Below are 18240 nucleotides of genomic sequence, written 5' to 3'. Positions count from 1 at the left end.
CTTTTTCGCGAGGTCTAACAACGATGCCTTGCCGCGGTTCCCTCAGGCTCGCGAAATCGAAGCCGGATCTCGCCCAGCGCCGGGAACCGTCGCCCGCCCCGGATGTTGGAACCGCATTTCAACGGCTCGAGCCCAACCGGGAGAACAATCATGACGCTGACATTCAGGCTTTGCCTTCTATTCCTGCTCGCCGCGCCCGCCTTCGCGGCGGACGAGGCTGCGCGTCAAAAGGCAACCGACTTCGCTGCGCGTGCCGCCATGGCAAACATGTTCGAGGTGGAAGCAGCAAAGATCGAACTTGCCAAAGGCAAAGCCGAAGATGCGAAGCAATTTGCGGGCGACATGCTGAAGGATCATGAGCGTGCGGGGGCTACCCTTGCCGATGCCGCCAAGGAGGATGGCATCAGCTTGCCCGCCGCGCTGGACGACGAGCACAACAAGAAGCTTGAAGCACTCAATCAAAGCGATCAGGCTAATCTCGACCAGGCCTATCTTTCGACGCAGGTGGCGGCGCATCAGGAGGCCGTGGCGCTTTTCCATGATTATTCACGAAACGGTCCAGACGGCGCCCTGAAGCGCGCATCGCAGAAGATCCTGCCGGACCTCAGAATGCACCTGACCAAGATACAGGGGCTGACGTCGAAGTGAAGAAGGCGGCGGCGAGACACCATAGCGAGACGGTGTTCACCCGCGCGGAACTCAGCGGCGCCCGCAAGCTGAATGCGGTCCTCGACCTTCTCCCGCGCTATCACACCGACCGGCGCTGGAACGCCAAAGCGGCGCAGGCCGCCATTTGCACGCTTCAGCGCCTGTCTCCCGATCGACTGTTCCGCCGAAGTCGCACCATAGGGCGCACTATCGTCGTCAACGGCCGGCGGATCGGGCTCAGGCTGATCCTTCCCGACGGGGTCCGCCGCGGCCTTTACATCCATTTCCATGGCGGCGCCTGGGTGATGGGCAATGCCCGGCTCGACGACGGCATCACCCAGCCAATCGCCAGAGAGTGCCGGATGCTGGTGGCCGGCGTCGATTTTCATAATGCGATCGACGACCGGCTCGACGTTGCCGTCGACGACTGCAAGGCCGCGGCCGAGTGGCTGGTCGACCATCTTGCCACGCTCGAGGTTGAGCGGGTCATACTCGGCGGTGAATCTTCAGGCGCACATCTCGCAGCGGAAGCGCTCCTTCATCTTCGCGCGAGCGGCAAGGCCAAGCCCGTTGTGGGGTTTATTTCCATGTGCGGCGCTTTCAATCTCGACGGGTCCGAAAGCCTTCGGCAGTCGACCGGCAGAAGCCTGCTGATCGATGCCCCTTCGGCGCTCCGCAACCTCGAGCGGCTGACGCCAAGCCTGTCCGGTCGCGAGGCGAAGGGCCCATTGTTTGCCGATCTCTCGGGCCTGCCGCCCGCCTTGCTGATCGCGGGAGCGCTCGATCCGATCGAGGACGACAGTCTTTCGATGTTCAGGCGGTGGCAGAGCCAAAGCAACAATGCCAACTACGTTGTCTTCCCCGAAGCACCGCACGGCTTCAACCGATTGCCGACGAAGCTGGCGGCAAGGGCAAACGGCCTCGTGAAGATATGGATGTCGCAAGTGCTGGACGGGTCCACTGCCGCAGGTGGCAATTGATCGCGCGCCAACCCGCCTGTCTGTACGCTATTGCACAATGTATTGCTCAATGATTCTAGATGGTTAGGTTCGCCCGCAGCAAGGGCCGCATTATCACCGATGCGCGGATGGACATGAACGATCAAGAATTGAGTTTTCGGAATGAACTTTTGCGCGCCATGGGGCCGCAGGAGCGCGAACTTCTGCTGCCCCATCTGGAGCCCGTCGATCTCGAAGTGCCTCTGATCCTTGAAACTGAGAACAGGCCGGTCGACGACGTCTACATTCTCGAATCGGGGCTTGCCTCGATCGTGGCGAGCTTCCCGGGCGGGCGCGATATCGAGGTGGGCATCGTCGGACGCGAGGGCATGACCGGCGCGGCGGTCATTCTCGGCGGCGTCCAATCGGCGAACCGGACATTCATGCAGGTCTCCGGCCATGGCTTCAAGCTGCCGGCATCGGTTCTTTCAGCCGCGATAGAGGAAAGTCGTCCCTTACGCAGCCTGCTTCTTGCCTATGTCCAGGCGCTGCTCGCGCAGACGACTTCCACGGTGCTTGCCAACGGCCATGCCAAACTGGAGGAGCGGCTGGCGCGCTGGCTGCTGATGGTCCATGACCGGACCGATGGCGCGACCATCTGGCTGACACATGAGTTTCTGGCGGTGATGCTCGGCGTGCGCCGCGCCGGCGTCACCGTTGCTCTGCATCTGCTCGAAGGCAAGGGGCTGATCCGCTCGACGCGGCGGCAGATCGTCATCCTCAACCGGCGGGGCCTGATCGAAGAAGCGCATGGGTCCTATGGCTCGGCCGAAGAGGAATACCGGCGGCTGATCGGCAAGGATCTCGCACGCTGACAGGCGAGCGTTGATGGCGGGGTCAGCCCGATCCCGAGTTGATGCTCTGCTCGTCCTTCTCGGGCAGCGAGCCGGCGCCCGGCGTTTTGCTTTGGTCGATGAGATGATCCTTGGCGTGAGGACCGGCCGGCGGGTTTTTGTCTGTTTCGGCAGGTTTCTTGTCGGCTCCCCCGACGTCGGCCCGCGGCTTTTCATTGTCGTTCATGCGCTGTTCCTCGTCAGGCTGGCTTGAGGGGCCGGCCATTTTTCTTTCGCCCGGCGGCACCGGCCGTGACGGGGGAGGGCGCCGTTTGCGCCGACGCCAGCCTGCCGACCGAGAGCAGCTTTTCTTCGTCGGTCACGCCATGGCGGTAGAGGCGGATCAGCAGCGCCGCGATCTCCTGCATATCGGGCGCGCGCAAGGGCTTGCCCGCCTCGCGGCAGATCACGTTCAAAACCGCCTGCAGATGGTGGAGATCCGCCGAATCGAGTGCTTTCAAATGAATAGACTGAGAATCGAGCATGAGGTTTTCCCCGCTCCCGAGGCCGTCATTCGCGAGTTTTAATAATGGGACTCGAATGAGGCCGAAACAACTCCTCGTCCCCCAATTGTACGGAACCGAACAGCTAATGATAATAGGATGGGTCCCGCCCAAACAAAGCGGCGATCATCGCGTCGATATCGGAAGGACGCCCGCTGACGACGAACCCGCCGGGCGGCGTTGCCGACCGTTCGTCATGAGCGAAGATGAAGGGAATCCGGCGCGTCTCCAGCCATTCGTTCAACCAGAGCATGGCCTCGTCGGAGATCGCGATGTCGATGATCACAGCGTCGAACATCAGGCCTTCGCTCAGGCATTCCATCGCGCTGGAAACGACGACGGGACCGGCGAGCACGGCCTGGAGCGCGACCAGTGCGGCCCTGGCATCCTCCGGAAGGAAGCCAGCCTCACCGATGATCAGAATCGTCTTGCCGGCGACCGGGCTGAGGGACTTCATGGCGGACGCCTATCGTAATCCTCGTTGGGGGGGCGATCATGCTGTTCAGTGCGGTTCGAAGCATCAGGCGGTCCGCGCCTGTACAGTGCCTACCATATCCGAGCCTGTCATGCGACGTTGATTTTGCCCTTACCGCCGAACCCCGGAAGGTCGGCCTTGTTCCCCGCTGCGCCGAATCGGCATGCCGATTGTCTGATCCGTACGCTTCCGCACTAGCAGTTGAAATCGAAGACCCGAAGTTTAGGATTGTCGCATATAATGGGAGGGAGGCGCCCGAATGATCCAGCACGCGGGAATCACCAAGCCGGCGCTGCAGCCCGATGATCTGGCGATGCTGACCGCCGTGCTCCAGGGATGGTGCCGGGAAAGATCATGCGGGATCGACAGCCCGGCAGCCGAACACGTCGCCAGGGAGCTCGTCTCCTGGTTCGAATGCGGCATCCGGGACAGGCACAGGCTCGCCGGCCTGATGCGGCATATGCATCTGGATCTGTCGGACCTGCCGCCCGCTTCGGATGCGGGCTCCTGCGCCGCCGCGCGCGGGAAAACCGGACAAGCGGCGTATCACGATGGATAGGAGCCGGCAAAGCGCGTCGATCAGGCTGGTTTCCTCCGGCCTCAATTTCGCGGATCGGCAGATAGCCCTGCGAGAGATCGTCGACGATATCAGGAGCCTGCGCGATCGCGCGCCGCACGGCGCGTTCGATCGATCCCCGGCGCTCGATCGCCTGCTTCAGATGATCACCGCTGCAGTCATACCGATCGCCAGAGCGGACGACGAAGATTGGGAAAATATTCTTATGGAGCTTCTTGACCTTCGGGCAGCGATGGCGCGTATTGGAACCGGAGCCGCGCAAGCACCCCATTGAGTCGATATTCCTGAGGAAAACGAGAGGGATTGGAGGGCTTTTCCCGGGAACATTACCGCAACTTATGGCATTGTTTCTTCAATAATGGGGCGGCTGATGCCACGATTTTACTTCAACGTCGTTTCAGAGGCCGGCATGGTCCCTGATTTGGAAGGTTCGGAGCTGGCGACGATCGAGGATGCCAGGCAGGAAGCCGTGCAGGATGCGAGAGCCCTCATGAGCGAGGCAATTCTTGCCGGAAGAGACATATCGGCGAGAAAGATTCACATCTGCGACGAAGAAGGCACCCTCATCCTGATCGTTCCCTTCATCGAGACCTTCAGGCGTTCCGTGTAGAGGACCGTCGGATCGGCAGGCCGATCAGACGTTCGTATTCCCGCTCCGGGATGCCGTAGCTGCCGGCCGCGATCTCTTCCAGCCGCTCCCTGTCGAGGATCCGGACGTTGGCGCGGGTCGACCTGATCACTCTCAGCCCTTCGATGACATGCAACTCGTTCGTCACGCCCGAGCGGCGCACACCGAGCATGAGCGCCAGGAATTCATGAGTCAGCGGCAGGTCGTTACCATCAAGCCGATCATGGCACATCAGCAGCCAGCGGGCGAGGCGCTCATGCATGTTGTAGCGCCCGTTGGCGAGCGCCGATTGCGCAAGCTGGATGTCGCAGCAATGCACATAGTTGAGGAACAGATCGTTGGCGGCTGGAAACTCCGCCAGCATGCGTTTGAAATTTCCGACGGAAACCTGCAGGCCGTCGCCGGCGACCTGGATGAAGGTCCGGTTCGGCGTCGTATCCGTCTTCAGGACCACATGCGATCCCGTTATGCCCTCATAGCCGATATGGCCGACTTCGACCGACTCGTCCTCGCCATTCGATGCCACCATCGATGCAAGGCCGCTCTCAATGAAGCAGACATGCTCGTTCACCTGATCGGCTTCGACCAGGACGTGTTTGACAGGCAGGTCGATGGTTTCGGCGTCAGCGATGAGAATGTCGAAGGCCCTAGCAGGAAGGGCTCTCAACAGCAGGTTATGAACATCGCGCTGACCCAGTGCGGCCATTGACTGTCTCCTGCGGGAGGGAGCCCGCGCTCATACCGACAGTCTCCGTGATCACGGTAATGGTCAGCTTATGCGCCAAATCGGCAGGCATAGCTATATTCGTGAAAGGCTTTGTGCGGTTTTGACCAAACGCCGCGATCAAAAGAAAATACGGGATGTCAAAGAAGGCAGGAACGGAGAAGATTTACGACTTCCTCGGCAGAAGCCGTCAGCTCTCTCGCGGCAGCCGGATCACGAAGCCGGCGCCGGGCAGGCGATCCTCGACTTGTAGCTCGGCCTTCAACTGCTGCACGAGCCCGCGCACGATCTTCATTCCGAGGCTTTTTCCATCATTCTCGAAGGCCAGCACCTCCGCGGGCAGGCCACGTCCGCCGTCGGCCACCTCGAGACGGATCGCATCGCCAAGATTGCGGGCGCTGACGGTGACGGCGCCGCAGATATCAGGATAGGCGTGCTTGAAAGCATTGGTCACCAGCTCGTTGACGAGGAGCGCGATCTGGATGGCGCGATCGGCATCGACCATGCATGGATCGGCCTCGACCGTCAGCGTGTGGCGGGAGCTCGATTGCTGCAGGCGCTGACAGAGGCTCGACAGGAAATCCGCCAGATCCACCGTTTCGGTATGCGGCTGGCGCCACAATTGGTCGTGCACTTCAGCAATGGTTCCGACCCTCGCCTCGGCGTCGCGAAGGGCCTGTCCGACTTCCTCCTGTTTGGCCGAGCGGGCCTGCATGGCGAGCACGGCCGCGACCAGAGAAAGGCTGTTCTTGACGCGATGGCTCATCTCGCGGAGCATGATTTCCTGGTGCTCGTCGGCGCAATGACGTTCCGTCTCGTCCCGCAGCACCTTGAGATAGCCGGCACGCTGGGCACGCAGCGGCATGGTCAGGCCGCTGCCCCAGAATGTCGACCCGTCCTTGCGCAGGTGAAACCGTTCGTTCTCCGCTCGGCCACGCTCAAAGGCCGTTTTCATTTCGCGTTCCGGCACGCCCTCTTCGCGGTCTTCGGGGAGAAAGAGAATACGTGCGTCGCGGCCGAGGATCTCAGCTTCCTCGTAACCGAAGATGCGGCAGGCTCCGGTGTTCCAGCTGATAACAAGTCCATCCCGATCGAAAGCAAAAATCGCATAGTCGATCGCGCTCTTGAGGATCAGCTGAAGCCGCTCTTCGCTGGCGCGCAAGGCCTCCTCCGCATGAAGCCTTTGCGTCCGGTCACGGACGATCTTCATCAGGCCGTAGATCTCGCCCGCATTGTTGCGCAGCGGCATCATCAGCCCCGAAGCCCAGAAGGAGCTGCCGTCCTTTCTGACGTGCCAGCGATCGTCGCCGGCCCGGCCGGCGGTGAGTGCCAGCCGGATTTCCCTGAGCAGGACGCCGGCGAGCTGATCCTCGAACGAGAAGAGGAGGCTGCCGTTCTGGCCGATGATTTCGGCGGCCGGATAGCCGAAAAGTTTCGCGGCGCCGGCGCTCCAGGTGAGGATGGTGCCATGGCGATCCATCGCAAAAATGGCATAGTCCGCAGCACTCTCGACGATGTGCCGATAGATTTCCGTTTCCTCGTTTGAAAGAGGATATTGATCCATGCCAGTGCGCCCTCGAACTGCCGTCAATGACATTAGCACTTGCTAAAGCATTTGCACTGCGATGTGCGGTTACGCACAAAACTCGTCACGGAACCTTTTGTCGGCCCATCGTGTTTAGGTCGGAGCGCCTTGCGATCAGCCGTCTCCAATTCATGATTTTCCTGCGGCCGAGCGGACTATGACGCTGGCGGCTGGACACGGTGTTCTCTTGCCAAACAAAGAGCAGAGCGATGCGCGCTTTCGAAAGCGAAAATCTCATCCTGTCGCAGCTGGCGGATCCGGAGCTTCTGGCTCTGGAACGCATACTGGAACCGCTTCCTCTTCCGCGCGATTTCGAGCTCGTCCATCTGGGCATGCCGGTCAGCCATTATTATTTCCTGGAAAACGGCATCGCCTCCATGGTGGCGACGAGCCCCGAGGGCAGGAGGGCCGAGGTCGGCGTGCTCGGCAGGGACGGAATGTCGCCGCCGGCGCTGACTGTGGATGCTGAGCGATTTTCGTTCGATGTGATGATGCAGGTCGGCGGTCACGGCCGCCGTGTGGAAGCCGGCGCCCTGGCAGGTTTCCTGGACGAGCGGCCCGACGTCCGCCGGCTGCTTTCGCGCTTTCTCCATACCTTCTTCACCCAGGTCGCCAGCACCGCGCTTTCGAACGCCGTTCACAAGATCGATGTCCGGTTGGCGAAGTGGATCCTGATGTGCCACGACCGGCTGGAAGGACAGGAGATCGAAATCACCCACGAATATATGGCGAGCATGCTCGGCGTACGCCGCTCCAGCGTCACCGATGCCCTGCATGTCCTCGAAGGCCAGCATCTCATCTATTCCACCCGCGGCCTGGTGATTATCCGCAATCGCACTTCGCTCGAAGCCTTCGCAGCGGACGCCTACAACGTCCCCGGCATAACCGGCCACGACTGGCCGCAAACCAGCCGCCGGCCTCTGGCCATGTACCGCTAAGCCAATTGGATAAGTGCCTGCACGCGCCATCCCGCGTATCCGGCAGCCTGCCATTCCTGCCGGTCGCCGTGTCACTGACCCGGCAGATCCTCTCTCGTCGTCGCGGCACCGGGAAGCGCGTTTTGCGATCCTTCCCGATCGGAAGCGCGCATCGGGGCCGTGGGTTCCTTGCTGACATAGACGCCAAGTCCCAGCGCGCCGATGGCAACGATGAAGGCGCCGGCAATCGCGGCGACAGACCGCTTTCCATCCTGCTTGATCATTCCGAATGCGAGTGCGAATCCGAGAAGGGCTGCGCCTCCCGCCACGGCAAAAAGCCAGATATAATTCATTCTCATGCTCCCGATATCAGGACCACCCAACCCGGAAGATTAGCGAAGGTTCCCGCCTCTTCCGCGACCGCCGGCGCTTCCCCATGCCCGGCATTTACGCGCGGCAGGCGCTTGGCTACTACTTCTGAAATCGTCACCGGAAATGGACCACGCAACATGGCGACCGACAGCACTACACCGTCCAGCCCCGCGATCCCGCTTGCGGCGATCGCGGATTTTTGCAGGCAGATCCTGGTCGCGGCAGGCGCCGACCAGCCGACTGCGGAGGCCGCGACCCGGGCGATGATGCACGGCACCCGCCACGGCATCGACAGCCACGGCGTGCGGCTGCTGTCCCATTATGTGAAGGGACTGGTCGAGGGCAGGCTCAATCCGCGCCCCAGGCTGGCGCTCGCCAGCGCCTTCGGCGCGGTCGCCTCGCTCGACGCCGACAATGCCCATGGGGCGCTGGCGACCTACACGGCCATGGACCATGCGACCCGCCTCGCCAGCGAATTCGGCATCGGCGCGGTCGCGGTTCGGAACTCGTCGCATTTCGGTCCCGCCGGCGCCTATGCGATCGACGCAGCCAGCCGTGGCTTCATCGGCTTTGCCTTTTGCAATTCCGACAGCTTCGTGCGTCTGCATGACGGCGCGATGCGCTTCCACGGCACCAACCCGATCGCCTGCGCCGTGCCGGTCGAGGGGCAGGACCCTTGGCTCTTCGACATGGCGACGAGTGCCGTGCCCTATAACCGAGTGCAACTCTATCGAAGCCTCGGCCGGGAACTGCCGGCCGGCGTCGCCTCCGACGAGCGGGGCCACGACACCAGAGATCCCGATGTGGCCGACATGCTGGCGCCGCTCGGCGGCGAGTTCGGCTTCAAGGGCGCCGGGCTTGCCGGCATTTCGGAAATCCTGAGCGCGGTGCTGACCGGTATGCGGCTGAGCTTCGACATCGCGCCGATGCCGGGGCCCGATTTCTCGACGCCGCGCGGCATCGGCGCGTTCGTCATCGCGCTGAAGCCCGGCGCGTTTCTCGACATCAACACCTTCGATGCCGCCATGAAGCGCTACCTCGACACGCTGCGCAGCTCTCCGGCGCGCGAGGGCTTCACGGTGATGGCGCCTGGCGACCGGGAATGGGCGGTCGCCGCGCAGCGCGAAAGAGACGGCGTGGAACTCGACCCGGCGACGGTCGGCGCCTTCCAGGCGCTCGGCTCCACCTATGGCATCAACGCGCCTGTCTGAGTTTCATGTGGCGGATTGACGCACAACCCGAGCGGTGATACCTGTTGGTTAATTGGTCAGGCCAGTTGACCAGCTGCGGACTTGAGGAGAAGCCGCCGGGGAGGCCAGAATGTTTTCGCCTGTTGAATCGCGCCGCCTCTACAGGCAGGTCGCGGATCAGATTCGTTCGATGATATCAGGCGGCGAGCTTGTCGTCGGTCAGAAGCTGCCGGCCGAGCGCGAGCTTGCCGAGCAATTGTCCGTATCGCGCCCGACGGTGCGCGAGGCGCTGATCGTTCTCGAGGTCGAAGGACTGGTCAACATCCGCATGGGCTCCGGCATCTATGTGGTGCGCCGGCATGCGGTCAGCATGGCGGCAAGCGAAAGCGAGCCGGTGGAGGGGCCTTTCGAGCTGCTGCAGGCGCGCGCCATCATCGAATGCGCCATCGCCGAGGAAGCGGCCGGTCGCGCCAGGCCCGAAGATATCGACGTGCTCGACGAGGCGCTGATGCGCATGAGCGGCGGCGTCAACGATGCCGCGACCGTGCTCGCCGCCGACCGCGCCTTTCATACCGGCATTGCCGCCATCGTCGGCAATGCGACGCTGATCCGCGTGACCGGCGAAATGTTCGATATGCGCATGACCCCTTATTTCGAAAAGCTTGCGAGCCACTTCGAGGGGCCGACGACATGGCGCAAAGCCGTGGACGAGCATCGCGCCATCCGCGATGCGATCGCATCCGGCGATGCGCCGGGCGCGAAAGCTGCGATGCGCGCCCATCTGACGTTATCGCAGAAGAGATTTTCCGAGAGCTTCGGGGAGGAGTTTTCGGGAGAGGAGGAGCGCGGCCGCGACAAGGCGGCCGCGAAAGGAGCCAACAAGACTTAAACCCGAGCTCGGGAGGAGCAAGCAATGAAGACGAGACTGGCAACGATACTTTGCACCGCAGCCGCGATCATGGCGACGACGGCGGTCGCGCACGCCCAGACGGTGTTGAAATGGGCGCATGTCTACGAAACCTCGGAGCCTTTCCACACGGATTCCGTCTGGGCCGCCGAAGAGATCGCCAAGCGCACCGACGGGCGCTACAAGATCGACGTCTATCCGGCCTCGCAGCTCGGCAAGGAAGCCGATATCAACCAGGGCCTCAAGCTCGGCACGGTCGACATCATCATCTCGGGTTCGAGCTTTGCGGCGCGCGACTACAAGCCGATCGGCGTCACATACTTTCCCTATATCTTCCGCAGCCCCGACCATCTGATCGCCTACACCAAGAGCGACGTCTTCCAGCGCCTCGCCAAGGGCTATGAGGACAAGACCGGCAACCACATCGCCGCCGTCAGCTATTACGGCACGCGCCACACGACGTCCAACAAGCCGATCGCCAAATGCGCCGACATGCAGGGCCTGAAGATCCGCGTGCCCGACGTGCCGGCCTATCTCGCCATGCCGCGCGCCTGCGGCGCCAACACCACGCCGATCGCCTTCGCCGAAGTCTATCTCGCCTTGCAGAACGGCACGGTCGAGGCGCAGGAAAACCCGCTGACGACGATCGAGGCAAAGAAGTTCTTCGAAGTCCAGAAGAACATCATCCTCACCGGCCATATCGTCGATCACCTGAACACGGTTGTTTCCAAGCAGCTGTGGGCAAAGCTCTCCGACGAGGACAAGAAGATCTTCGGCGAAGTGATGCAGCAGGCCGCCGAGCGCACCACCAAGACGATCGCCGGCAAGGAAACCAGCCTCGTCGCCACCTTCAAGGAGAAGGGCATCAACGTCACCGAAGTCGATAAGGCCGACTTCGAAAAGAACGTGATGGAAAAGGTGAAGTTCGAAGACTTCGGCTACGAGAAGGCCGATTGGGAAGCGATCCGGGCGATCCAGTAAGAGCCTGCAGCGATAACTGCCCCTCACCCTAACCCTCTCCCCGCTCGCGGGGAGAGGGGACGTGCCTTGCGAGACATAAGCGAGGGACGAAAAGGTCACGGCACATCCCCTTCGCCCCGTTTACGGGGAGAAGGTGGCGGCAGCCGGATGAGGGGCGGGGACGCCGCCGAGCAATAACGAGGTTTGTCGACGCACTGAAAGGGCCGCCATCTCCTCTTTCGTCATGCTCGGGCTTCTGCCCCAAGCATCTGCCCCCGTTCGATAGGGCAGCAGACCCTCGGCACAAGACCGAGGATGACGCCGAGCGAGGAGCGAGGCTCGTCATCAAGGTTAGGCGCGCCGCCCAGGCGCCGCGCCCTCCTTCCCCAACAGGAACAAGGCCGATCATGTCGCAAGAAATTCACACGCCAATCACGGCCGAGGAAATCGGCCACGAATTCGAAGGGCACGCGCCGACCGCCAATGTTGCGGATTATGGCATCGAGGACTGGATCACGCTGATCGTCTTCTGGCTGATGACAGCTTGCGTCTTCCTGCAGTTCTTCACCCGCTATGTGCTGAACGACAGCTACGCCTGGACCGAGGAGATCGCGATCAACTGCCTGATCGGCGTCGTCTTTCTCGGCTCCGCCATGTGCGTGCGCATGTCGCGGCACATTCAGGTGGATGTGTTCTATCACTATATGCCGGCGGGTCTGGCGCGTGTGCTCGCGACCTTCGTCGATATCGTCCGCATCGGCTTCTTCGCCTATGGCTGCTATCTGATGTGGCGCTACGTCGAGATCGTCGCCGACGAACAGATGGTCACCGTCGAGCTGCCGCGCAACATCGTCTTCTATTCCGTCCTTGTTGCCTTCGTGCTGATGCTGATCCGCGCGGTCATCGTCTTCATCGCCAATATGCGCCGCGGCTACTCCGTCCTGGAGCGGCCCGAAGAATTCCAGACCGTCGAGGGTTGATCCGATGCTGCTGCTGCTTGGTTCGTTTCTGCTGCTGATGCTTGTCGGCGTGCCCGTCGCCATTTCGATGGCCGTCGCATCCGTGCTCTATATCGTGCTCTACGATGTGGCGCCCGACATCATCGTCGCCCAGCGCATGATCGCCGGCGTGGAAAGCTTTCCGCTGCTCGCCGTGCCCTTCTTCATCCTCGCCGGCAACCTGATGAATTCGGCCGGCGTCACCGGCCGCATCTACTCCTTCGCCGTCGCGCTCGTCGGCTGGATGAAGGGCGGGCTGGCGCAGGTCAACATCATCGGCTCGGTGATCTTCTCCGGCATGTCCGGCACCGCACTTGCCGATGCGGCCGGCATCGGCACGATCGAAATCAAGGCGATGAAGGACCACGGCTATCCGGTCGAGGCCGCCGTCGGCGTCACGGCGGCGTCTGCAACGCTCGGGCCGATCTTCCCGCCGTCCCTGCCTTTCGTGATCTACGGCATGATGGCCAATGTCTCGATCGGCGCGCTCTTCATGGCCGGCATCCTGCCCGGCGTCGTCATGACGCTCCTGATGATGGTCACCGTTGCCGCCTTCGCCTACAAGAAGCGCTGGGGCTCCGACGCGCCTTTCGATATCAAGCAGCTCCTGTCGGCGGGCATGGAAATCGTCGTGGTGCTGCTGGTGCCCGTGGCGATCTACCTGATGATGCGGGCCGGCCTGTCGATGAATGCCGCTGCCGGCATCGCTCTGCTCGCACTTCTGGCGGCCGATTGGTATTTCGGCTTTTCCGCCGTCATGGCGCTGATGACGCCGGTCATCCTGATCGGCGGCATGACGATGGGCTGGTTCACGCCGACGGAGGCCGCGGTCGCCGCCGTGCTCTGGTCGCTGTTCCTCGGCCTCGTGCGCTACCGCACGATGACGCTCTCGACGCTCGCCAAGGCAAGCTTCGACACGATCGAGACGACGGCCTCCGTGCTCTTCATCGTCACGGCGGCCTCCGTCTTCGCATGGCTGTTGACGGTGAGCCAGGCGGCACAGCTGCTCTCCGATGCGATCCTGTCGATAACCGACAACAAGTGGGTGTTCCTGATCCTGGTGAACCTGCTGATGCTCTTCGTCGGCTGCTTCCTGGATACGATCGCGGCGATCACCATCCTCGTGCCGATCCTTCTGCCGATCGTCGCGCGGTTCGGCATCGATCCGGTGCAGTTCGGCCTGATCATGACGCTGAACCTGATGATCGGGCTGCTGCACCCGCCGCTCGGCATGGTGCTCTTCGTCCTGTCGCGCGTGGCGAAACTCTCGGTCGAGCGCACCACGATGGCGATCCTGCCCTGGCTGGTGCCGCTCTTCCTGGCGCTGATCCTGATCACCTTCATCCCCGCCGTATCGCTCTGGCTGCCGCAGCAGCTCGGGCTGCTGAGATAGGAGGACAGGATGCAGACGCGTCTGGCACGGCTTTACCAGAAGGGCGACCTCAGGGTCGAAACCGACAGCGTTCCGACGCCCGGTCCGGGCGAAGTGCTTCTGAAAATGGCGGCCGCAGGCATCTGCGGCTCCGACCTGCATTATTACCAGGATGGCGGCTTCGGGCCGGTGAGAGTCCGCGAGCCGATCATACCCGGCCACGAGGCGGCGGGAAGGGTGAGCCAGGCGGGCGAGGGGGTCGACCTCAAGGCCGGCGCGCTGGTCGCGGTCAATCCGAGCCAGCCCTGCGGCCAATGCGAATATTGCGCGAAGGGACTGCCGATCCACTGCCTCGACATGCGCTTCATGGGCAGCGCGATGCGCCTGCCGCATGAACAGGGCATGTTCCGGGAATGGCTGGTCGTGCCGGCCAAACAGTGCGTCGAAGTGGGTGCCGCGACGACGCCTGCGGAAGCTGCCTGCAGCGAACCGCTCTCCGTCTGCCTGCATGCGGCATCGCGCGCCGGAGAGATATCGGGCAAACGCGTGCTGGTCACCGGCGCCGGCCCGATCGGCTGCCTGATGGTCGCCGCCGCCCGCCATCACGGTGCCGCCGAAATCGTCGTGACCGATCTCGCCGATGCGGCGCTGGAGCGGGCAAAGGCGATGGGCGCAAGCCGCGCGATCAATGTATCCCGCGATGCGGCAGCACTTGCCGAATTCGAGGCGGGCAAGGGCTATTTCGATCTCGTCTTCGAATGCTCGGCCGCAGCACCCGCCGTCCGCAGCGCCATCGCCGCCATCCGGCCGCGCGGCACGATCGTTCAGGTCGGCGTCACCGGCGAGATCCCGGTCCCGCTCAACGCCATCGTCGGCAAGGAGCTTCATATCCACGGCACGCAGCGCTTCCACGAGGAATTCGCCACCGCCGTCAAGCTGATATCGAGCCGCGAGATCGACGTCCGGCCGATCATCAGCCACAGCCTGCCGCTGGAAGACGCCACGGCCGCCTTCACACTCGCCGGCGACCGCACGGCTGCCTGTAAGGTGCAGCTTACGTTTTAGGGCGCGAAACAGGGAGGTCAGGCCTCATTCGCTGCGTTGGCCAACGTATCGAGGCTTTCGGCGACCCTCCGTCGGCTGTCGGTTGTGGAGCTATTTGGAACAGGTGCGCAACACGACCGTTTCCAGTATAATCGACGTGGCATCGGAGACAAATCCGCATGAACAGGGCTTTTGACAAACCTGCGGAAAGGGTTGTCCTGGTCGTCGAGGATGACTACGTCCTGGCGAGTGATCTCGCTTCGAAACTGAGCGAAATCGGCGTCAAGGTGGCTGGCCCCGCCCCTAACGTCGATCAGGCGCTGAGATATATCGACGAATTTCCGCGGATCGACGTCGCCATTCTGGATATTAATCTCGCGGGAACCATGGTATTTCCGGTCGCCGACGAGCTATCAAGGCGCAAGATCCCCTTCTTTTTTGCAACCGGCTACAGCCGAGACGTTGTTCCTCCCCGGTTTGCCGATCGGATCTTCGTTGAAAAGCCGTTGGACGACGGCGCGATTTTCAACGCGCTTTCCGACTGCCGACGTTCGATCGAAAGGGCCGCCGGCAGTCAAAAGAACATGATCCTCTCGAGGCTTTCCCGCCGCGAAAGCGAGATCATCCGGCCGCATCTGAAACCGGTTCGCCTGGTCCAGGGCGAAATCCTGGAGCAGCAGTTTTCAGACATAACGACCGTGTCCTTCATCGAAAGCGGCGTTGTTTCTCTCGTCGCGTCGTCTCTTGACGGCAGGCAGGTCGAGGCCGGCCTGATCGGGCGTGAAGGCGTGACCGGTGCCGGGCTGTTGGAGGGCGATTGGCGGACGCCTTACAATCTCATGGTACAGATTGAAGGATCCGCTAAACAGATCGACGTCGACAGCTTCCTGCGCCTCACTCATAGAGCCCCGCAACTGCGCTCACTTGCACATTCCTTTTCGCGAGCGCTCGGAATCCAGATCAGCTATACCGCCCTGGCCAACGGGCGATATTCCATCGAGCAGAGACTGGCGCGCTGGTTCGTGATGCTGAATGATCGAACAGACAGTCAGGTCCTCAATCTCACCCATGAATATATGTCTTTCATGCTGGGCGTAAGGCGTTCCGGAGTCACCGGCGCGCTTCATGTCCTGGAGGGCGAAAGGCTGATCCGGTCCGTCCGAGGAAAGGTCATCATCATCGATCGGGCAGGGCTCATCAGCAAGGCTCATGGATCCTACGGCATCCCGGAAGCGGAGTACGAGCGGCTTATGGGATTCTCCTTGAGTGCGACGAAGGAGCCGGAGAGGAATATCGTCGATCAAGCTCATACTTTCGAATTCCCGAAAGCTGCGCAACGAGGACGCCAACAAACGTCTGCAATGAGAACAGCCAGAACGTGGTGACGGCCATAATCCTTTCAAGGCGCAACTTTCGTCGCCGGCGCGAGTTCGGGGACGCGAAGGAGCTGGATCATGCACATCCCGGCAGCGCTCGCGGGGCGCTTCTACCTCATCGTCGAAGACGAATATCTCGCAGCTTCCAGCATGATGGCAGCGCTGGAGGACGCAGGGGCACAAGTCGCCGGACCTGTGTCCACCATCGCCGGCGCTTTGGAGCTCGTCTCCAAGCGCAAGCAGGAGCTTGACGGGGCGATTCTCGACATCAACCTGCGCGGAGAGATGGCCTATCCGGTGGCAGAGACGCTCTTGAAGCGAGAGATCCCATTCGTTTTCGTAACGGGTTACGACTGCCATTCCATGCCTTCACCATTCCAGATCATGCCTTGTCTCAACAAGCCCTGCGATGAGCAAGAACTGCTCATGGTGCTTGCCGACCTGCCGGCACGGCAACGTCCTGGTCCATCCGGGTAACTCATCGGCTATCGGGTCGGAAAGGTTTTCAGTGGAAAAGAGCCATTACACGAAACTCTTCTTCGGGAAGCGCATCCTAATCGTGGAGGACGAATATTTCCTTGCCGATGAAACCCGCAGGAAGCTGGAGGAATTCGGCGCGACCGTCATCGGCCCGGCTGCGAACGTCGGCCGCGCGCTTGACCTGATCGAACGGGAGCATATCGACGCGGCGATCCTCGACGTCTACCTCGGCGACGAGCTGGTGTTTGCCGTCTCCGATGAACTGGAGGACCGAAAAATCAACTTCGTCTTTGCCACCGGTTACGATCCTTCCCATATCCCCACCAAGTATAAGGGCTTCGCGCTCTGCGAAAAGCCGACAGAACTCGCAACCATCGCCTTGGCTCTCTTCGGCCCGGCAAGTGGTTTGGAACGGCCGAATTGATCGCCTCGCTTCACAGCTGCCGGTAGCCGTTCATTTGCCGTGGTCCGCTCGCCGCGACTTGGCCCGGAGCATTAGGCCTCCGCGGTCTATGCCGCTTCGCACAGACTTATCGGGCGCTATGCGGAACCATGAGGGCTCAGCGACTGTTGAGCTTGATCATGAAAGGGAAAAGACGATGTCTTCGAGCGCCAAACGAGATATTATCGCCATCGGCGGATCGGCGGGGAGCGGCGCTGTTCTTCGGACGCTGGTTGCTGATTTACCCGCCGAGCTTCCGGCTAGCGTATTCGTCAGCACCCACATTCCTGCAAACTCACCTGGTTATCTGCCGGAAATCCTCGCGGCCAAATCCAAGCTCCCGGTGACGCAAGCGGTAGACGGCCAGCCGATCGAGCGGGGCCGCATCTACATCGCCGCACCCGATCGCCACCTGCTGCTGATGGGCGAGACGATCAAGTTCGGCGCCGGCCCCCGGGAAAACATGGTCCGCCCATCGATCGATCCGATGTTCCGTTCGGCTGCGCTGTCATTCGGCCCGCGCGTCGTGGGTCTTGTCCTGACCGGGATGCTGAACGATGGAGCTGCGGGATTGCACGCGATCAAAGCCAGTGGCGGGATGACGGTGGTGCAGCACCCGCTCGACGCCGAGGCGGATCAGATGCCCTTGGCGGCGCTTGAAGCTGTCGAAGTCGATCACGTAGCTCCGGCAGCCGATCTCGGCAGACTTCTGACCGACATCGCCGGAAGCGATGCGCCGCCGCATCGCGCTTCGTCGTCGGAGGATCTGCGGCTGGAAGTCGAGATCGCGGCTGGCGCGCGCCTTGGCAGCGCCAATCTTAGTAAGATCGCCGCTCCCACCGCCCTAAGCTGCCCCGACTGTCACGGCGTGCTTTCCGAGATCCGGGGTTCGAGCCCGCTGCGATTTCGGTGTCAGATCGGCCACGCTTACACCGCCGACGCGCTCGCTTCCCACATAGATGAGGTCGACGATGCCATCCGGATAGCGATGAGAGTTATGGAGGAGCGGGTGACGCTGGTCGAGCGCATGGCACGGGACGCCCGCGACACGGGTCGCACCGCCGTCGCCGAACTTTACGAGGCAAGGGCTGTGGAATACCGGCAGTATGCCGCGACCCTGCGCGACGCTGCCCTGACGTCTCTGCGGTTCGGTCGCACGTCCCGTTTCCAGGATCTCTGATAAAGTTGTATCCTTCTGGCGCGCCGACCGT

General features: G+C 62.0%; 23 protein-coding genes. 17 read left to right on the top strand and 6 right to left on the bottom strand.

Annotated elements, in window-relative coordinates; translation table 11 throughout:
* Window positions 1-150 precede the first annotated feature (150 nt).
* From ATY77_RS03030 to ATY77_RS03020, 3 genes are all read left to right on the top strand, one after another.
* Window positions 151-648, top strand: coding sequence for a DUF4142 domain-containing protein (locus ATY77_RS03030; protein ID WP_088686008.1), 498 nt, complete (start codon window positions 151-153; stop codon window positions 646-648).
* Window positions 645-1628 (top strand): alpha/beta hydrolase fold domain-containing protein, encoded by a 984-nt coding sequence (locus tag ATY77_RS03025; RefSeq protein ID WP_245314272.1) that lies wholly within the window; start codon window positions 645-647, stop codon window positions 1626-1628. Before ATY77_RS03030 ends, ATY77_RS03025 begins: the two co-directional genes overlap by 4 nt.
* A gap of 113 nt (window positions 1629-1741) precedes the next feature.
* The gene (locus ATY77_RS03020; RefSeq protein WP_088686249.1) at window positions 1742-2461 is read left to right on the top strand and encodes a Crp/Fnr family transcriptional regulator; all 720 of its coding nucleotides are present in this window, start codon (window positions 1742-1744) and stop codon (window positions 2459-2461) included.
* A gap of 22 nt (window positions 2462-2483) precedes the next feature.
* Here ATY77_RS03020 and ATY77_RS03015 read toward each other — a convergent pair whose 3' ends face one another.
* The 3 genes from ATY77_RS03015 to ATY77_RS03005 all read right to left on the bottom strand — a co-directional run bounded on the left by ATY77_RS03015 (window position 2484) and on the right by ATY77_RS03005 (window position 3439).
* Entirely contained in the window at window positions 2484-2666 is a 183-nt protein-coding gene (locus ATY77_RS03015; RefSeq protein WP_088686248.1) for a hypothetical protein, read from the bottom strand.
* A gap of 13 nt (window positions 2667-2679) precedes the next feature.
* On the bottom strand, window positions 2680-2964 hold the full coding sequence (locus ATY77_RS03010) for a hypothetical protein (RefSeq protein ID WP_088686007.1): 285 nt from the start codon (window positions 2962-2964) through the stop codon (window positions 2680-2682).
* 103 nt (window positions 2965-3067) lie between these two features.
* A complete protein-coding gene (locus ATY77_RS03005; RefSeq protein WP_088675924.1) occupies window positions 3068-3439 on the bottom strand; it encodes a hypothetical protein in 372 nt (123 codons plus the stop codon).
* 277 nt (window positions 3440-3716) lie between these two features.
* Between ATY77_RS03005 and ATY77_RS03000 the strand changes: the two genes are divergently transcribed.
* The 3 genes from ATY77_RS03000 to ATY77_RS02990 all read left to right on the top strand — a co-directional run bounded on the left by ATY77_RS03000 (window position 3717) and on the right by ATY77_RS02990 (window position 4644).
* On the top strand, window positions 3717-4016 hold the full coding sequence (locus ATY77_RS03000) for a hypothetical protein (protein WP_088675923.1): 300 nt from the start codon (window positions 3717-3719) through the stop codon (window positions 4014-4016).
* Complete coding sequence (locus tag ATY77_RS02995; protein ID WP_088686006.1) at window positions 4009-4308, top strand: hypothetical protein; 300 nt, start codon at window positions 4009-4011, stop codon at window positions 4306-4308. Before ATY77_RS03000 ends, ATY77_RS02995 begins: the two co-directional genes overlap by 8 nt.
* A 96-nt stretch (window positions 4309-4404) precedes the next feature.
* A complete protein-coding gene (locus ATY77_RS02990) occupies window positions 4405-4644 on the top strand; it encodes a hypothetical protein (protein ID WP_088676091.1) in 240 nt (79 codons plus the stop codon).
* Here ATY77_RS02990 and ATY77_RS02985 read toward each other — a convergent pair.
* A complete protein-coding gene (locus ATY77_RS02985) occupies window positions 4628-5368 on the bottom strand; it encodes a Crp/Fnr family transcriptional regulator (protein ID WP_088686005.1) in 741 nt (246 codons plus the stop codon). The two genes, ATY77_RS02990 and ATY77_RS02985, sit on opposite strands and share 17 nt — an antisense overlap.
* A gap of 208 nt (window positions 5369-5576) precedes the next feature.
* Window positions 5577-6950, bottom strand: a complete 1374-nt coding sequence (locus tag ATY77_RS02980; RefSeq protein ID WP_088686004.1) for a PAS domain S-box protein — start codon at window positions 6948-6950, stop codon at window positions 5577-5579.
* Between the two features lie 230 nt (window positions 6951-7180).
* Here ATY77_RS02980 and ATY77_RS02975 point away from each other — a divergent pair, with 230 nt between their 5' ends.
* Entirely contained in the window at window positions 7181-7909 is a 729-nt protein-coding gene (locus ATY77_RS02975) for a Crp/Fnr family transcriptional regulator (protein ID WP_088686003.1), read from the top strand.
* A 71-nt stretch (window positions 7910-7980) separates the two neighbouring features.
* Here ATY77_RS02975 and ATY77_RS02970 read toward each other — a convergent pair whose 3' ends face one another.
* Window positions 7981-8241 (bottom strand): hypothetical protein, encoded by a 261-nt coding sequence (locus ATY77_RS02970; protein ID WP_088675918.1) that lies wholly within the window; start codon window positions 8239-8241, stop codon window positions 7981-7983.
* Window positions 8242-8397: 156 nt separating this feature from the next.
* Between ATY77_RS02970 and ATY77_RS02965 the strand changes: the two genes are divergently transcribed.
* The 10 genes from ATY77_RS02965 (at window position 8398) to ATY77_RS02920 (ending at window position 18209) form a co-directional block, all read left to right on the top strand.
* Complete coding sequence (locus tag ATY77_RS02965; RefSeq protein ID WP_088686002.1) at window positions 8398-9471, top strand: Ldh family oxidoreductase; 1074 nt, start codon at window positions 8398-8400, stop codon at window positions 9469-9471.
* Between the two features lie 109 nt (window positions 9472-9580).
* On the top strand, window positions 9581-10339 hold the full coding sequence (locus tag ATY77_RS02960; protein ID WP_088686001.1) for a FadR/GntR family transcriptional regulator: 759 nt from the start codon (window positions 9581-9583) through the stop codon (window positions 10337-10339).
* Window positions 10340-10363: 24 nt separating this feature from the next.
* Entirely contained in the window at window positions 10364-11338 is a 975-nt protein-coding gene (locus ATY77_RS02955; protein WP_088686000.1) for a sialic acid TRAP transporter substrate-binding protein SiaP, read from the top strand.
* Window positions 11339-11724: 386 nt separating this feature from the next.
* Window positions 11725-12297, top strand: a complete 573-nt coding sequence (locus tag ATY77_RS02950; RefSeq protein WP_088675914.1) for a TRAP transporter small permease — start codon at window positions 11725-11727, stop codon at window positions 12295-12297.
* Between the two features lie 4 nt (window positions 12298-12301).
* Window positions 12302-13708, top strand: coding sequence for a TRAP transporter large permease (locus tag ATY77_RS02945; protein ID WP_088675913.1), 1407 nt, complete (start codon window positions 12302-12304; stop codon window positions 13706-13708).
* A gap of 9 nt (window positions 13709-13717) precedes the next feature.
* Window positions 13718-14752, top strand: coding sequence for an L-idonate 5-dehydrogenase (locus tag ATY77_RS02940; protein WP_088685999.1), 1035 nt, complete (start codon window positions 13718-13720; stop codon window positions 14750-14752).
* 158 nt (window positions 14753-14910) lie between these two features.
* The gene (locus ATY77_RS02935; RefSeq protein WP_088685998.1) at window positions 14911-16116 is read left to right on the top strand and encodes a helix-turn-helix domain-containing protein; all 1206 of its coding nucleotides are present in this window, start codon (window positions 14911-14913) and stop codon (window positions 16114-16116) included.
* 69 nt (window positions 16117-16185) lie between these two features.
* A complete protein-coding gene (locus ATY77_RS02930; RefSeq protein WP_088685997.1) occupies window positions 16186-16584 on the top strand; it encodes a response regulator in 399 nt (132 codons plus the stop codon).
* Between the two features lie 31 nt (window positions 16585-16615).
* Window positions 16616-17011: a response regulator gene (locus tag ATY77_RS02925; RefSeq protein ID WP_088675909.1), complete on the top strand. Its 396-nt coding sequence runs from the start codon at window positions 16616-16618 to the stop codon at window positions 17009-17011.
* Window positions 17012-17186: 175 nt separating this feature from the next.
* Window positions 17187-18209 carry a chemotaxis protein CheB gene (locus ATY77_RS02920; RefSeq protein ID WP_088685996.1) on the top strand — a complete coding sequence of 341 codons (1023 nt, stop codon included), beginning with the start codon at window positions 17187-17189 and terminating at the stop codon, window positions 18207-18209.
* Window positions 18210-18240 lie beyond the last annotated feature (31 nt).

It is taken from the genome of Rhizobium sp. R634, assembly GCF_002211305.1.
Taxonomy (GTDB): Bacteria; Pseudomonadota; Alphaproteobacteria; order Rhizobiales; family Rhizobiaceae; genus Rhizobium.
Note: the sequence above shows the minus strand (reverse complement) of the source record. Positions and strands in the feature narration are given on the sequence as shown.

Bases quoted from the DNA above. Each gene is read 5' to 3' on its own strand.
- ATY77_RS03030 (WP_088686008.1), top strand. From the start codon at position 151: ATGACGCTGACATTCAGGCTTTGCCTTCTATTCCTGCTCGCCGCGCCC.
- ATY77_RS03020 (WP_088686249.1), top strand. From the start codon at position 1,742: ATGAACGATCAAGAATTGAGTTTTCGGAATGAACTTTTGCGCGCCATG.
- ATY77_RS03015 (WP_088686248.1), bottom strand. From the start codon at position 2,666: ATGAACGACAATGAAAAGCCGCGGGCCGACGTCGGGGGAGCCGACAAG.
- ATY77_RS03010 (WP_088686007.1), bottom strand. From the start codon at position 2,964: ATGCTCGATTCTCAGTCTATTCATTTGAAAGCACTCGATTCGGCGGAT.
- ATY77_RS03005 (WP_088675924.1), bottom strand. From the start codon at position 3,439: ATGAAGTCCCTCAGCCCGGTCGCCGGCAAGACGATTCTGATCATCGGT.
- ATY77_RS03000 (WP_088675923.1), top strand. From the start codon at position 3,717: ATGATCCAGCACGCGGGAATCACCAAGCCGGCGCTGCAGCCCGATGAT.
- ATY77_RS02995 (WP_088686006.1), top strand. From the start codon at position 4,009: ATGGATAGGAGCCGGCAAAGCGCGTCGATCAGGCTGGTTTCCTCCGGC.
- ATY77_RS02990 (WP_088676091.1), top strand. From the start codon at position 4,405: ATGCCACGATTTTACTTCAACGTCGTTTCAGAGGCCGGCATGGTCCCT.
- ATY77_RS02985 (WP_088686005.1), bottom strand. From the start codon at position 5,368: ATGGCCGCACTGGGTCAGCGCGATGTTCATAACCTGCTGTTGAGAGCC.
- ATY77_RS02980 (WP_088686004.1), bottom strand. From the start codon at position 6,950: ATGGATCAATATCCTCTTTCAAACGAGGAAACGGAAATCTATCGGCAC.
- ATY77_RS02975 (WP_088686003.1), top strand. From the start codon at position 7,181: ATGCGCGCTTTCGAAAGCGAAAATCTCATCCTGTCGCAGCTGGCGGAT.
- ATY77_RS02970 (WP_088675918.1), bottom strand. From the start codon at position 8,241: ATGAATTATATCTGGCTTTTTGCCGTGGCGGGAGGCGCAGCCCTTCTC.
- ATY77_RS02965 (WP_088686002.1), top strand. From the start codon at position 8,398: ATGGCGACCGACAGCACTACACCGTCCAGCCCCGCGATCCCGCTTGCG.
- ATY77_RS02960 (WP_088686001.1), top strand. From the start codon at position 9,581: ATGTTTTCGCCTGTTGAATCGCGCCGCCTCTACAGGCAGGTCGCGGAT.
- ATY77_RS02955 (WP_088686000.1), top strand. From the start codon at position 10,364: ATGAAGACGAGACTGGCAACGATACTTTGCACCGCAGCCGCGATCATG.
- ATY77_RS02950 (WP_088675914.1), top strand. From the start codon at position 11,725: ATGTCGCAAGAAATTCACACGCCAATCACGGCCGAGGAAATCGGCCAC.
- ATY77_RS02945 (WP_088675913.1), top strand. From the start codon at position 12,302: ATGCTGCTGCTGCTTGGTTCGTTTCTGCTGCTGATGCTTGTCGGCGTG.
- ATY77_RS02940 (WP_088685999.1), top strand. From the start codon at position 13,718: ATGCAGACGCGTCTGGCACGGCTTTACCAGAAGGGCGACCTCAGGGTC.
- ATY77_RS02935 (WP_088685998.1), top strand. From the start codon at position 14,911: ATGAACAGGGCTTTTGACAAACCTGCGGAAAGGGTTGTCCTGGTCGTC.
- ATY77_RS02930 (WP_088685997.1), top strand. From the start codon at position 16,186: ATGCACATCCCGGCAGCGCTCGCGGGGCGCTTCTACCTCATCGTCGAA.
- ATY77_RS02920 (WP_088685996.1), top strand. From the start codon at position 17,187: ATGTCTTCGAGCGCCAAACGAGATATTATCGCCATCGGCGGATCGGCG.